Below are 12,731 nucleotides of genomic sequence, written 5' to 3'. Positions count from 1 at the left end.
AGCAGCTCAGAGCCTTAGCATCTTAAAAAAAAATTAATATTGTTCCCCCGAATTCGGAAAATCTGCAGATTTAACGTCGGCAGCATATTGGCTGATAGCCTGAGTCATTTCTTCGTATAAATTTAAATAACGGCGTAAGAAACGTGGGCTGAATTCGTTGTTCATTCCCAACATATCATGAATTACAAGAACCTGCCCGTCTACACCGCCGCCGGCTCCGATTCCGATTACCGGAATTGAAATGCTTTTAGCAACCTGCTCGGCTAAATGTGCCGGGATTTTTTCTAAAACAATACCAAAACAGCCAATTTTTTCGAGAAGTTTAGCATCTTCAATTAATTTTTCGGCTTCTTCATCTTCTTTTGCACGAACGCTGTACGTTCCGAATTTATAGATGGATTGAGGTGTTAAGCCCAAATGTCCCATAACCGGAATTCCTGCGTTTAATATTTTTTTGATAGATTCTTTAATTTCTTTTCCTCCTTCAAGTTTTACAGCATGTCCGCCGCTTTCTTTCATGATTCTGATCGCAGAGCGCAAAGCTTCTTTTGGATCTGACTGGTAACTTCCGAAAGGTAAATCCACCACTACTAAGGCTCTGTCTACAGCGCGAACTACAGACGAGGCATGGTAAATCATTTGATCTAAAGTAATAGGCAATGTCGTTTCATGACCTGCCATAACGTTTGATGCAGAGTCGCCTACCAGAATAACATCGATTCCTGCGGTATCAACAATTTTTGCCATTGTAAAATCGTAAGCGGTAAGCATTGAGATTTTTTCTCCATTGCTTTTCATTTCGATTAATGACTTTGTGGTGATCTTTTTATAATCTTTTTTTGCTACTGACATTTTTGAGTTTTTTTGAATGTGTAAAAGTATTGAATAATTATAGATTGAAATCAGCAATAGAAGATTATTTCAATCGTAAATAATTTTCCGTCTCTGAATTCTATTCTAAATTCGCTGTCTTCCAGTTGAATAGCGTACAGGTGAGGGTTTTTCATGGAAGCGCCGATATAAGTCCCGTATTTTTCAATAAATGCTTTTTCGGTCAGAGTGTGATCGAGAGAAGCCGTTGGACTGAAAACAAGTTTGTTGCTTTCGTTGATAAAAACCTTCGTTATTTCAGCCTGATTTTGTTTTTCATCTACTGAAACTTCAAAATCCGGATAGTAGTAAAAAAGTTCGCTGAGGTAAATACCGCATTCGTCGCTTACCGTTCCTTTTTTAGTAGGTTTTCCAAAGTTTTTGACTAAATCTTTTTGCGAAAAAAAGAGTGATTTTGTTTTTACTCCTTTTAAAAGAAATTCAGCTTTTTTACTGAAAGCGGTAATTTCTTCCGGTTTTTTGGTTTTCGCTAATCCTTTGGCAATAGCGATATTGAGTTCAGTATCGGCCAGAAGTTTTGGATCGTTTAATTGTTTTACAACTTCATAATATCTTTGATAAGCGGGTGCCAGTTTTGCATTTTCACTGTTCCAGGCCAATTCTACAATTCTTTCGCCAATCGTTTTGCGTTCTGCGATGGCATTGACATTCAGCTTATCAAAGTCTTTGAGTAAAGAATTAAAATCGGGTCTTTTTCCAAGGAATTTTCCAAGTGTAAATTGTGCGTATTCAGGATCACTATGACCTTGTATGTTTACCCATTCGTCCGGGTTTTTTGGAAGATAATTAACCGCTACAGGATCACCGGTGAACAGAATGGCTCTGATTTTTGAGTTTTTATCCGGTAGTGCTCTTGCTTTTAAACCGGCGACTAAAACAAAAAGATGGCTGCTGCCATAGTAATTGTCGTTACCTTCAATGATTGGATTTTCGGGGTCTTTTGTTTGAACATCTTTTGCGTTTAACCTTTTTGCAATAAATTGCTCAGGCACATAACCTTCAGAAAAATTATCAGATCTTACTTTATACCAGCCATTTTTATTTTCCGAAAGAAGCTGAACTTCTGCTCCATATTTAAAATAACCCAGAAAATCGCCTGCAGTAGTAGTTGAAGTATAGAGACGAGTATCAGAATTAAGAAAGTAACGTTCTTGCGAATGAATCAGAGCAGAGCAAAACAGTATTGCTATAAGTAAGAGGTGCTTTTTCATGAAGTAGTTTTTTCGCCACAGATTAAAAGGATTGAAAAAGAGTTACAATAAGCTTAATTCAAACGCATTTAATCTGTGGCAAATGTTCTTTAGCAATCCGCCATGTTTACGGCAATGGCCAATCCGCCTTCAGAGGTTTCTTTGTATTTGGAATTCATGTCTTTGGCAGTTTGCCACATGGTATTGATCACTTTGTCTAAAGGCACTTTTGCATTTTTAGAATCGGTTTCAAGCGCCAGTTCGGCCGCATTGATAGCTTTTATGGCTCCCATTGTATTTCTTTCGATACACGGAATCTGAACCAAACCGCCAATTGGGTCACAGGTAAGACCTAAGTGATGTTCCATGGCAATTTCGGCAGCCATTAAAACCTGAGCAGGAGATCCGCCCATTAATTCGCAAAGTGCTGCTGCAGCCATTGATGAGGATACACCAATTTCGGCCTGACAGCCTCCCATTGCGGCAGAAATGGTTGATCCTTTCTTGAAGATACTGCCAATTTCTCCGGCAACCATTAGGAATTGTTTGATTTCTTTTTCGCCTGCATTATGGTTTTCAATTACCAGATAATACATCAAAACAGCCGGGATTACACCTGCACTTCCGTTTGTAGGAGCAGTAACTACACGGCCTAAAGAAGCATTTACCTCATTCACGGCAAGTGCAAAACAGCTCACCCATTTCAGGATTTGACGAAATTTAACCTCCGTTTTTCTGATTTCTTCCAGCCAGCTTTGCGGATCTGAGTAGTTAGATAAACCGATTAAATTCTGATGCATGTCAAAAGCACGTCTGCGAACATTCAGACCGCCCGGCAGAATTCCTTCTGAATGACAGCCGATGTACATGCATTCTAACATGGTATGCCAAACGCGCATTAATTCGGAGTGAATTTCAGCTTCCGGACGCATCGATTTTTCGTTTTCATAAACAATTTCAGAAATCGATTTGTTTTCGGTCACTGTATAATTTAAAAGCTCAACAGCATTTTGAATCGGGAAAGGGAAGGCACATTTGATCTCTTCTTTGATTTTAGCATTTGTACGTTCTTCTTTAACGACAAATCCTCCTCCAATCGAATAAAAAGTAGATTCATATTCAGAATCGTCAGCTTTATAGGCTGTAAATTTTAATCCATTAGCATGAAAAGGAAGGAAATCTTTATTGAAAACAATGTCCTGAAGAAAGTAAAACGGAATTTTATATTCGTTAGCCAGAATAATTTCGTGCTGTTCTTCAATGTTTTTAATAATTCCGGCAATGTTTTCAACCGGAATATACTCGGGATCTTGCCCGCTTAAACCCAGCATCACCGACAAATCGGTAGCGTGACCTTTTCCGGTTAAGGAAAGAGATCCGTATAAATCGACTTTTACACGTTTAGTCTGGTCTAAAATTGATTCGTTTTTCAGCTCTTCCAAAAAACGTTCAGCGGCTCTCCATGGCCCTAAAGTATGTGAACTTGAGGGACCAACGCCAATTTTAAGCATATCAAAAACAGAGATACATTCTTCCATTGTGCAATTTTTATTAAGACAAAGATAATTGAATAATGCAATCCCGCTCAATTTTCTATTGTTAATGTTGCAGTTTTGTTAAAATAAATATTAAATATTAATAATTTGGCAACGAAACAAAATTAATTGCTTAATATGCCATTTTCGTAGAAAGTTCGCAATTTTTTTAGGTATTTTTGTAATGAAACAATCACTAAAGAAGCCGTTTTTTCTGCTTTTCGAAGAAACGACAAATAATAACTTCTGAGATTTTATTTTGCTTTTGGCGCTTTTTTCTGCGGAGAATTAAAATATTGTTAAGAAGATAAAATTACATTATGATAGAATTTTTCAGGCATTTTTTACAAGAATTCGAATTACCACTCAGTAATCCGGTATTGATTTTTTCTTTGATCCTTTTCATCATCCTCTTGTCACCGATTTTACTTAAAAAAATAAATATCCCGGGAATTATCGGACTTATAATTTCAGGAGTCATTATTGGACCTCACGGATTGAATATTCTGGCCAAGAACTCTGCTGTTGATTTGTTTTCGACAATCGGACTTTTGTATATCATGTTTATTGCGGGTCTGGAATTGGATATGAATGAGTTTAAAGCCAATAGGAATAAGAGTTTATTGTTCGGTTTTTTTACCTTTATTTTTCCGTTAACGATTGGTTTCCCGGTTTGTTTTTATCTGCTGAAATATGATTTTAATGCGAGTTTTTTAACAGCCAGTATGTTTGCCACCCACACATTGGTGGCGTACCCGATTGTGAGTAAACTCGGAATCGCAAAAAATCAGGCAGTGGCTATTACAGTTGGAGGAACTATTTTAACAGATACTGCCGTTTTGATTATTTTGGCAGTGATTATGGGAAGCAGTCAGGGAAGTTTGAATCAGGCTTTCTGGATTAAATTGACGGTTTCACTGGCCATTTTTTCGGCCATCATGTTTTTGGTTATTCCAAGGATAGCGAAGTGGTTCTTTAAAAAATTGGAAAGTGAGAAACACGCCCACTATATATTTGTGCTTTCAGTGGTATTTTTTGCTGCGTTTTTAGCAGAGGTAGCGGGAGTAGAGCCTATTATTGGAGCATTCGTTGCCGGTTTAGCATTAAACCCTTTAATTCCGCATTCATCGGCTTTGATGAACAGAATTGAGTTTATCGGGAATTCACTATTCATTCCTTTTTTCCTGATTTCAGTGGGAATGCTGGTAGACATCAGCGTGATCCTAAGCGGACCAACGGCTTTAATTGTAGCAGGAACTCTGAGTGTGGTGGCTATTTTTGGAAAATGGATCGCGGCCTTTTTTACGCAGATTGTATTTAGATATACCAAAACCGAAAGACAGCTTATTTTTGGATTGAGCAGTGCACATGCTGCTGCGACTTTAGCCGTTATTCTGGTTGGATTTAAAGCAAAAATCTTAGACGAAAATATCCTGAACGGAACAATTATTTTAATTCTGATTACTTGTATTGTGGCCTCTTTCGCGACAGAAAAAGCAGCTAAAAAGATTGCTATTTGCGAAGAAGAAGTTTCAAATGAAGATGCCAATGGCGATCAGATTCTGGACGAACATATCCTGATTCCGTTAGCCAAAACGTCGGCTACGGAAAGTTTGCTGGATTTCGCACTTTTGATAAAAGATAAAAAATCATCTAATCCGGTGACGCTATTAACGATTGTACCGAATAACGATCAGGCTGAAATTAATATCTTAAAATACCGAAAAGCTGTTGATAAATTTGTTATTCAGGGGTCTGCTTCAGAAGTAAAAATCAATACGATTGCCAGAATCGACCATAATCCGGCAAGTGGAATTGCGAGAACGTCCAAAGAGATCATGTCGGATATTGTGATCGTGGGATGGCCTAGAAAAACCGGTTTTTTGGATAAAATTTTCGGTGAAAATGTAGATTCGATCATCAATAATGTAGACAAATGTTTGTTCATCTGCAGGTTTCAAAAAACATTTATTGAGGAAAAAAGACTGGTTTTTATCTGTCCTCCTTTTTCTGAAAGAGGTGTCGGATTTCACCTGCTGCTGCAAAAGATCTCTCGATTATCTCAGGAATTAAGTATTCCGATCGTCATTTATGCTGAATACAAAACACATGAGGCCATTGTGCAAATTGCAACTAAATTGAAATTAAATGCCAAACTGGCTTTTAAAAGTATTTTGAACTGGGATGATTTTGAATCGATCTCAGATGAAATTAAAGCTACAGATCTGATTGTTTTTAACTTCTCCAGAAAAGGATCCGTTTCGTACCAATCGATTTTTGACAGATTGCCGCAGAAATTTGAAAAATCATTTAGTGATAACAACCTGATTTTGGTTTATGGACAAGAAGACCGTAAAGAGACTGCAATGGATGCCTACGATGATTTCACTGCAACACCATTGACAAAAGGTCTGGAAGCAATAGAACAAATTGGTCGAGGTTTGGGTAATATTTTGAAAAAAGGCTAGAATAAATAATTTGTAATTTTCTAAGATGGTACTAAAATTTCCTTTAATTGTATTGACCTTTTTAACTCTTACAGCAACTGCGCAAAATAAAATGAAAAAAGCCGAAGAACTTATAGATAAAGTCGACCCGGGATGGACTCAGGTCGAAGAATGGATTAAGACAGCAAAAAATAAAGTAGAAATTTTACCGGTTGACGCCTTAAAAGCAAAAGAGGTTTTGTATAAAATTCAGGTTACCACCCGCTCGCCAATGGGAGCTATTGTGTACCATACAGGAGGTCTTTTGATCGACGATGGCTGGATTAGAATTCTGGGTTCAGGAAATGCAAAATTCAATCGTACACTTCCGGATTGGAACAAAGGGAAATCGTTTAATGATTTTGGCGAAACAGCGCCTTTTTTATTAGTTGCCGACGATGCTATTGGAGGTTTCTACCTTTTAAACGGGGGAGGATTGGGAAGTGATGTTGGAAAAATGTATTATTTCTCTCCTGATAATCTGGAGTACGAACAGCTGGATATTACGTATTCTGAATTTTTAGGATTCTGTTTTGATAATGATCTGGATAAGTTCTATCAAGGCAACAGATGGAATGGATGGAGAGCCGAAGTATCAAAATTGAAAGGCGATGAAGTCTTTAACTTTTACCCTTTTTTATGGACGGCGGAAGGAAACGATATTAATAAAAATTCACGAAAAATAATTTCGGTCCAGGAACAATACGGACTGAATTTAGACTTGCGAAAACAATTGGGTTTTGATAAATAGAAACCTGTTTTTTTAACTTCTAAAACGAGCAATTATGAAGCACAAAGCAATATCGATCCGACCTTTTATAGGAGCCAAAGATTTTGAGATTTCCAGAAGTTTCTATCAGGATTTAGGTTTTGAAGAAGGAGTTTTAGATCCAAAATTTTCTGTTTTTGAAGCGGGAGATTTGTCCTTTTATCTTCAGGATTATTACGATAAAAGCTGGAATGAAAACACCATGATTTTTTTAGAAGTAGAAGATGTCGATTACTATTACAAGCAGCTTTTAGCACTTAACTTAACGGGAAAATACGGAGTAAAATTAACACCTATCGTTCATCAGGATTGGGGAAGTGAATGTTTTTTACACGATCCTTCGGGTGTTTTGTGGCATTTTGGGAAATTTAATAAGTAATATGACTGCCTTTAATGTTTATCTAGAATATTTTTTGCCACTGATTTTACAGATTCGCACTGATTTTACGCACAATTACTAAAGAAATTTGTGGAAATCTATCTAATCTGTGGCTAATTTTAAGATCATAGTATTAGTCACGGATAGTTATAATAAGTAAAATTAGCCGGCGGCCGTTTGACGGAATTATTTCGTTTTTGCTTTTTTCAGATTTTCTTTTACTCTGAATTTTACAATTTCGGTAATTAAATCATAGGGCATAGGCTGATTTAAAGGAAATTGTACAGAGCCTTTTCCTGATTTGTATTTTGACAGTTCTTCTTTAAAAGCATCATGTCCACTGGGCAAAGCATAAAGTCCAATATGATTTTTGAAAGCCGCAAAATAAACTACGATTCCGTTTTGCTCAAAAGCCGGCATAGAATAACTGATTTTTTCTTTGGCATCAGGAGCTGCATTCTGAATGGTCATTCGAATCCTCTCTAAGATTTCCTGAACATCATTTGGAAAACTGCCAATATATTCATCAATGTTTTCCGGTTTCTTTGTTTCCATGCGATGGTCTTAAATTGTTTAAAGTTTCAGGTTTCAGGTTCTTGGTTGTTTATTCCAATCCTTTAGGGAATCGATCCAAAACTAAATTCAGCTGGATTTTATGTTCTAGATAAGCTTTGGCTCCGGCCAATACCAAAGTAAAACCTTCGGTAGAATTTCGAACCTGATCGATGATTTTATCGGGATCTCCTTTTAAACCTGAATTGGTGATACTGACAAAGGTTTCATTTTCGTTTAACGGACTAAAGATCCATTCGACTATGGTGGTTTCGTTAGGGGCTCCCCATTCGATTACAATTTTTTTATTTTCCTCTAAATTATGAGTAGTCACCGTTAACGAGAATCCATACATTTCCCAGGTCCATTCGGTTGTTGTTCCGGCGATTAGTTTTCCTGAACTTTTTGTAAACCAAAATTTACTGGTGATTTCCGGATCTGTAAACGCCTGAAAAACTTCTGAGACAGGTTTTCTGATCAGCATTTCGGCTTTTGCGAAGTGGTTGTTTTCTGTTTTCATGTTTTTTGATTGTGAAATGTGAAATGAGTTTTGTGAAAGCTGAAATTTAGAACTTTCAATTTCATTTTTCCCCGACTTCTAATTTATAAAATTTATGGTTTAGTTTTTAGTAAACAGCTAATGATCAAAAGTAAAAAAGAAATTATGGAAGCCACGATTCGGAAAAGGTGGAGATTGTTCCATTTTGCTTCAAATTTACTTCGTAAAAGGGCAGCCTCCTGAATTGAGGTATGAACCAGATCGGTTTTATCAAGCATTTCGTTAAGCGGAATATTTCCTAAAATAGTAACCAGTATAACACCTGTGAAATAGATAATCGCAGCACCGACCGTCAGACTTAAAACAATCGTATTTGATTTATTAAAATAAGCCGCTGCAAAAGAAAACAGGAAAGAACCAAAAAAGACGAGAAAGAACACTGGATTCTGTATGGTGCGATTCATGTTTTGAAAAGCTCTGAGATAATTGATGTCATCCAGTTTTCCAATTCCCGGAGTTACAGCGTTGCCCCAGGTTAAAAATATTCCGGCTAAAAGCCCTGTAAATAAGGTAGCCAACAGTAATGTAATTGTTTTAGTATCCACAATAAAAGTATCCATGATTTTAGTTTTTTGTTAATACTGTAAAATTAGAACTATTGATTAGCCGATACTTGTTCCGGAAGCACTATGATTTGTCTGAAAAGAATTTCTCCGCAACTATTTTTCAGATACTAGGATTGTGTTGTATCAATCCATTTTCCGGTGGTTGGCGGAACATAGTTTCTCATTTGATGTAATAAGTCCTCAATAGTATCGCTCACCAGAAGCATTTCCTGATTGACAGGTTTTAATAAACCTTTCTCTACCATAACTTTGGTTAGTTCAATCAGAGAATCATAAAAGCCATTGATGTTCAGAATGCCGATTGGTTTTTTATGCAGACCTAATTGTCCCCAGGTCAGCATTTCAAAAAGTTCTTCCAAAGTTCCAAAACCGCCCGGTAATGCAATAACACCGTCGCATAAATCATTCATTTTGGTCTTTCTTTCGTGCATGCTTTCCACAACGATTAATTCGGTCAAACTCAAATGGGCAATTTCTTTTGATCTTAAAAAGTTTGGCAGTACACCAATAGCTTTTCCGCCTTCGTTCAGAACACCATCGGCCACAGCGCCCATCAGGCCTACATTTGCTCCGCCATAAACCAATTCTATATTTTGTTGGGCTAAAGTTTTTCCAAGCAGTGCTGCCTGTTCTTTATAAATTTTGTCGGTTCCAAAACTGGAACCACAGAAAACAGTTATTCTTTTCATTATTTTTTTAATTCGTATACAAAATTATGACGCGATGGTTCATTGTAGTAGGCAACGTTTATTTCTTCTACTTTAATAGCACCCAGTTTTTCTATAGCTTTTTGCGAACGGTAATTTTCCGCTCCAATATGAAACTGGACTTTGTCAACTGCTCTAAAAGCATAATCCAGCATCATTTTTTTTACCTGAGTATTAAATCCGGTGCCCCAAAATTTTCTTCCATAGAAGGTATATCCAATAAAAACAGTTTTGTTTTCAGGGTCGTATTCATAAAATCGGGTGCTTCCGGCAATTTCTCCGGTTGATTTATCGATGATCAGAAAAGCGCCTTTGCTTTCCATAGCACCTTCAAAGAAATTTTGAAAAACTTCTTTTTCATAACGGTTTTTATTCGGGTGCTGTTCCCAAATCAAAGGATCTGAAGCCACTTTGTATAATTTTTCAAAATCATTTTCCTGAAGCGGCAGTAATTGAACCAGATCATTTTCCAGAATTTCAGGCTGCAGATTTAAAAGAGAGGTATTCATTTTTTGAACTTTTTAAGTAACACGTTAGTTTTAGGAATTAAGTGGTAAACGAAAGCCAAATACTGCGAGTTCACCTTGCATAAAGTCTAAGTCTTCGGATCTTTTGAAACCCAATTTTTCATACATTTCCCAGGCCGTTTTCATGGCTAAAGTCGAATGAATGATCAATTGAGTACGTTTGTTATTAGCCGCTTTTTGGATGCATTCCTGCGTTAGAAGCTTACCAATTCCTTTTCCGCGGGCAGTTTGCGCAACTCCCAGTAATCGAAACCCGGCTGCGTTTTGTTCCTGAGTAGCAATTCCGCCCGAACCGTAGTTTTTCATGTCGTTAAAATAGATTACAGCACCAAGAATTGTATTGTTTTCGTCAGCAGCGACTAAAAGGTCGGTTTGCGGCTGATGGGTAAAATCGCCAATATTGGCCAGCATTTTATAATAGTTGGGCTGCTCATTTTCTTTAGGAAAACCTTCTAATTGTGAATAAACACTAATGAGTAATTTTCCAATTTCTTCAAATTCGGAAGGGAGGGCATTGCGCAGAGTATAAGCTGAAGGAATCATTTTTATTTTATTAATTGAAGAATGCAGGTTATTTTATGCCTTTCCACCACTGTTGGAATTGCTGTTTTTCATTTTTTAGTTCTACTAATTCTCCAATCATGGGAGTAATCAACGGAACTGGATTTTCCGATAAATTATTTAATTCAGTGACTTTATTCAAAGGTTCGTCCCAGGAATGAGGTGCCAATGAAAACTTAGAAGAATGCACCGGAAATACTCTTTTGGCATTCAGATCTTTCATAGCTTTGATAACATCTTCGGGTAAATTATGAATGTATTTCCAAGCGAGATTGTATTGGCCGTTGTCAATTAGAGCGATGTCAAAAGGACCAAATTGAGTGCCAATCTGTTTAAAGTGGGTGTCATAACCACTATCGCCACCCAGATACATTTTAAAATCTTTGGTTTCTACTACAAACGACGTCCAAAGCGTGTTGCATCGTTTAAAACTTCTGCCCGAAAAATGCCTTGAAGGAGTAGTGTAAAGTGTTAAATTCTGATCGAGTTCTATTTTTTCAAACCAGTCTTTTTCAATGATATTTTTAGTTGGAAATCCCCAAAATTCAAAGTGAGATCCTACCCCAAGAGAACAGATTACATGTTTGGTTTTAGGCTTCAATTGTAAAATGGTTTCATAATCGAGATGGTCATAGTGATCGTGCGTGATCAGTAAATAATCAATTTCCGGAAGATCATCAACTGTGTAAATATCCGTTCCTTTGAATGCTTTTGTGGTGCCGGGAATCGGGGAGGCATTACCGCTGAAAACGGGGTCAATCAAAAAGCGTTTCCCTTCAAGCTGGATGAAATAGGAAGAATGTCCAAACCAGATTAGTACCTCTTTTTCGGGCGAAAGTTCCAGTAAATTGGTTTTGATGGACGGGATTACGTCAGATGGAGTCTTTCTGTCTATTTTTTTAAGGAGAAAATCATACAATACTTGTGGATAGCCATAACCTTCAGCCAATTCCGGTGTATGGTTTTGATTTTCGAATTTGCCATTTTTAAATTGAGGTGATTTTTGAATCAATGTCAATCTTTCTCCTGAAGGTGCTTTACCAAACTTTGGATGCTGTAGAAAGAAGTAAAGTGTAATGCCTAAAATCAGAATTATAATTAGAAAAGGTGTAATCATTTTTATTGAGGGGGATATAGTTCTTGTAAGTGCTCAACTGACACGGAAATCATTTTTTTAAGAATTTCGAGGTCAATATCGCTTAATTTCTTGACATAGATACAACCTTTTTCGGCTTTGTGTTTTCCAAATTCGGAGAGTAGCTCCTCTCTTTTTTCAGGTGATGCGTACATATAAAGTGAAATTGCGGCTTTTCTTGGTGAAAACGCCACCAATGGGGCATCGCCTTCGCGGCCGCTGGCATATTTGTAATGATAACTTCCAAAACCTATGATACTTGGTCCCCACATTTTGGCTTCAAAACCTGTTTGTTCCTGCATCAGCCTGACCAGTTCGAAGGCATCATTTTTTTTGGTTGTATCTTCGACAGCGTTGATAAAATCGGCAACACTGTTTTCTGTTTCTATAGTTTTATTTTGTGCCATTTTTTACAGATTTAAGACATTACTTTTGATCTTTAGATTTTTGAATCTGAATTCGGAAGAATAAAGTTTTTTTTAGAACATCCCATTTTCATTAATCATTTCGGTAGGAATGGATTGTCCTAAATCCCAAAATTCTACAATTTTATCCACTTCAAAACGAAGGATATGCACGACAGCAAAACCAATGTCAGAAGGAGTCTGTTTCAGGTGTGAATGTACGGCGACCAGATCTTTATCTTCCAGAATATGATGAATAGTTAAAGTTTTATTGGGATTTTTTCGGGTTGATTCTTCCATAGCCAACATCAGCGTTTCGGCATCTCCTTTAAAATAAGCATTGTGATGTTTGAAATTTTCGCCGGCATGAAGACGAAAAGCTTCGTGCGAATGTCCGTTTGCGGCGAGTTTTAAAAAGTCGCGGGCGATTTCTTTCTTAGTCATGGTATTTAAGTTTAATGAGCTAACTA

The 12,731-nt window shown here is 37.1% G+C and carries 15 protein-coding genes; 3 read left to right on the top strand and 12 right to left on the bottom strand.

The window, feature by feature from the left end; translation table 11 throughout:
* Window positions 1–33: 33 nt before the first annotated feature.
* The 3 genes from panB to BHE19_RS11430 all read right to left on the bottom strand — a co-directional run bounded on the left by panB (window position 34) and on the right by BHE19_RS11430 (window position 3,619).
* Window positions 34–852, bottom strand: coding sequence for a 3-methyl-2-oxobutanoate hydroxymethyltransferase (panB, locus tag BHE19_RS11440; protein ID WP_017496058.1), 819 nt, complete (start codon window positions 850–852; stop codon window positions 34–36).
* 50 nt (window positions 853–902) lie between these two features.
* Window positions 903–2,102 carry an SH3 domain-containing protein gene (locus tag BHE19_RS11435; RefSeq protein WP_070907234.1) on the bottom strand — a complete coding sequence of 400 codons (1,200 nt, stop codon included), beginning with the start codon at window positions 2,100–2,102 and terminating at the stop codon, window positions 903–905.
* 89 nt (window positions 2,103–2,191) lie between these two features.
* Window positions 2,192–3,619, bottom strand: a complete 1,428-nt coding sequence (locus tag BHE19_RS11430) for an L-serine ammonia-lyase (RefSeq protein ID WP_070907233.1) — start codon at window positions 3,617–3,619, stop codon at window positions 2,192–2,194.
* Window positions 3,620–3,936: 317 nt separating this feature from the next.
* On the opposite strand from BHE19_RS11430, the gene BHE19_RS11425 reads away from it, so the two are divergent.
* The 3 genes from BHE19_RS11425 to BHE19_RS11415 are packed head-to-tail and all read left to right on the top strand — an operon-like array spanning window position 3,937 to window position 7,250.
* Entirely contained in the window at window positions 3,937–6,084 is a 2,148-nt protein-coding gene (locus BHE19_RS11425) for a cation:proton antiporter (RefSeq protein WP_070907232.1), read from the top strand.
* Between the two features lie 25 nt (window positions 6,085–6,109).
* Window positions 6,110–6,853, top strand: a complete 744-nt coding sequence (locus tag BHE19_RS11420) for a DUF2625 domain-containing protein (RefSeq protein ID WP_207544118.1) — start codon at window positions 6,110–6,112, stop codon at window positions 6,851–6,853.
* A gap of 34 nt (window positions 6,854–6,887) precedes the next feature.
* Window positions 6,888–7,250, top strand: a complete 363-nt coding sequence (locus BHE19_RS11415; protein ID WP_070907231.1) for a VOC family protein — start codon at window positions 6,888–6,890, stop codon at window positions 7,248–7,250.
* Window positions 7,251–7,436: 186 nt separating this feature from the next.
* Here BHE19_RS11415 and BHE19_RS11410 read toward each other — a convergent pair whose 3' ends face one another.
* The 9 genes from BHE19_RS11410 to BHE19_RS11370 all read right to left on the bottom strand — a co-directional run bounded on the left by BHE19_RS11410 (window position 7,437) and on the right by BHE19_RS11370 (window position 12,705).
* The gene (locus BHE19_RS11410; protein WP_070907230.1) at window positions 7,437–7,805 is read right to left on the bottom strand and encodes an iron chaperone; all 369 of its coding nucleotides are present in this window, start codon (window positions 7,803–7,805) and stop codon (window positions 7,437–7,439) included.
* Between the two features lie 49 nt (window positions 7,806–7,854).
* Window positions 7,855–8,322 carry an SRPBCC family protein gene (locus BHE19_RS11405; protein ID WP_070907229.1) on the bottom strand — a complete coding sequence of 156 codons (468 nt, stop codon included), beginning with the start codon at window positions 8,320–8,322 and terminating at the stop codon, window positions 7,855–7,857.
* Window positions 8,323–8,414: 92 nt separating this feature from the next.
* Entirely contained in the window at window positions 8,415–8,921 is a 507-nt protein-coding gene (locus BHE19_RS11400) for an anthrone oxygenase family protein (RefSeq protein WP_070907228.1), read from the bottom strand.
* Between the two features lie 113 nt (window positions 8,922–9,034).
* Window positions 9,035–9,616 carry an LOG family protein gene (locus BHE19_RS11395; protein WP_083342525.1) on the bottom strand — a complete coding sequence of 194 codons (582 nt, stop codon included), beginning with the start codon at window positions 9,614–9,616 and terminating at the stop codon, window positions 9,035–9,037.
* Window positions 9,616–10,143, bottom strand: coding sequence for a GNAT family N-acetyltransferase (locus BHE19_RS11390; RefSeq protein ID WP_070907226.1), 528 nt, complete (start codon window positions 10,141–10,143; stop codon window positions 9,616–9,618). Before BHE19_RS11390 ends, BHE19_RS11395 begins: the two co-directional genes overlap by 1 nt.
* 30 nt (window positions 10,144–10,173) lie before the next feature.
* Window positions 10,174–10,704 carry a GNAT family N-acetyltransferase gene (locus tag BHE19_RS11385; RefSeq protein WP_070907225.1) on the bottom strand — a complete coding sequence of 177 codons (531 nt, stop codon included), beginning with the start codon at window positions 10,702–10,704 and terminating at the stop codon, window positions 10,174–10,176.
* A gap of 28 nt (window positions 10,705–10,732) precedes the next feature.
* The gene (locus BHE19_RS11380) at window positions 10,733–11,839 is read right to left on the bottom strand and encodes an MBL fold metallo-hydrolase (RefSeq protein WP_070907224.1); all 1,107 of its coding nucleotides are present in this window, start codon (window positions 11,837–11,839) and stop codon (window positions 10,733–10,735) included.
* A gap of 2 nt (window positions 11,840–11,841) precedes the next feature.
* Window positions 11,842–12,264, bottom strand: a complete 423-nt coding sequence (locus BHE19_RS11375) for a DUF1801 domain-containing protein (RefSeq protein WP_070907223.1) — start codon at window positions 12,262–12,264, stop codon at window positions 11,842–11,844.
* Between the two features lie 72 nt (window positions 12,265–12,336).
* Window positions 12,337–12,705, bottom strand: a complete 369-nt coding sequence (locus BHE19_RS11370) for a nuclear transport factor 2 family protein (RefSeq protein WP_070907222.1) — start codon at window positions 12,703–12,705, stop codon at window positions 12,337–12,339.
* Between the last annotated feature and the right edge of the window lie 26 nt (window positions 12,706–12,731).

Origin of the sequence: Flavobacterium tructae, from assembly GCF_001853485.1 — a bacterium.
Classification (GTDB): Bacteria; Bacteroidota; Bacteroidia; order Flavobacteriales; family Flavobacteriaceae; genus Flavobacterium; species Flavobacterium tructae.
Note: the sequence above shows the minus strand (reverse complement) of the source record. Positions and strands in the feature narration are given on the sequence as shown.

What these genes read in the sequence shown, in the direction of transcription:
- panB (WP_017496058.1), bottom strand. Translation starts at nt 852, where the DNA reads ATGTCAGTAGCAAAAAAAGATTATAAAAAGATCACCACAAAGTCATTA.
- BHE19_RS11435 (WP_070907234.1), bottom strand. Translation starts at nt 2,102, where the DNA reads ATGAAAAAGCACCTCTTACTTATAGCAATACTGTTTTGCTCTGCTCTG.
- BHE19_RS11430 (WP_070907233.1), bottom strand. Translation starts at nt 3,619, where the DNA reads ATGGAAGAATGTATCTCTGTTTTTGATATGCTTAAAATTGGCGTTGGT.
- BHE19_RS11425 (WP_070907232.1), top strand. Translation starts at nt 3,937, where the DNA reads ATGATAGAATTTTTCAGGCATTTTTTACAAGAATTCGAATTACCACTC.
- BHE19_RS11420 (WP_207544118.1), top strand. Translation starts at nt 6,110, where the DNA reads ATGGTACTAAAATTTCCTTTAATTGTATTGACCTTTTTAACTCTTACA.
- BHE19_RS11415 (WP_070907231.1), top strand. Translation starts at nt 6,888, where the DNA reads ATGAAGCACAAAGCAATATCGATCCGACCTTTTATAGGAGCCAAAGAT.
- BHE19_RS11410 (WP_070907230.1), bottom strand. Translation starts at nt 7,805, where the DNA reads ATGGAAACAAAGAAACCGGAAAACATTGATGAATATATTGGCAGTTTT.
- BHE19_RS11405 (WP_070907229.1), bottom strand. Translation starts at nt 8,322, where the DNA reads ATGAAAACAGAAAACAACCACTTCGCAAAAGCCGAAATGCTGATCAGA.
- BHE19_RS11400 (WP_070907228.1), bottom strand. Translation starts at nt 8,921, where the DNA reads ATGGATACTTTTATTGTGGATACTAAAACAATTACATTACTGTTGGCT.
- BHE19_RS11395 (WP_083342525.1), bottom strand. Translation starts at nt 9,616, where the DNA reads ATGAAAAGAATAACTGTTTTCTGTGGTTCCAGTTTTGGAACCGACAAA.
- BHE19_RS11390 (WP_070907226.1), bottom strand. Translation starts at nt 10,143, where the DNA reads ATGAATACCTCTCTTTTAAATCTGCAGCCTGAAATTCTGGAAAATGAT.
- BHE19_RS11385 (WP_070907225.1), bottom strand. Translation starts at nt 10,704, where the DNA reads ATGATTCCTTCAGCTTATACTCTGCGCAATGCCCTCCCTTCCGAATTT.
- BHE19_RS11380 (WP_070907224.1), bottom strand. Translation starts at nt 11,839, where the DNA reads ATGATTACACCTTTTCTAATTATAATTCTGATTTTAGGCATTACACTT.
- BHE19_RS11375 (WP_070907223.1), bottom strand. Translation starts at nt 12,264, where the DNA reads ATGGCACAAAATAAAACTATAGAAACAGAAAACAGTGTTGCCGATTTT.
- BHE19_RS11370 (WP_070907222.1), bottom strand. Translation starts at nt 12,705, where the DNA reads ATGACTAAGAAAGAAATCGCCCGCGACTTTTTAAAACTCGCCGCAAAC.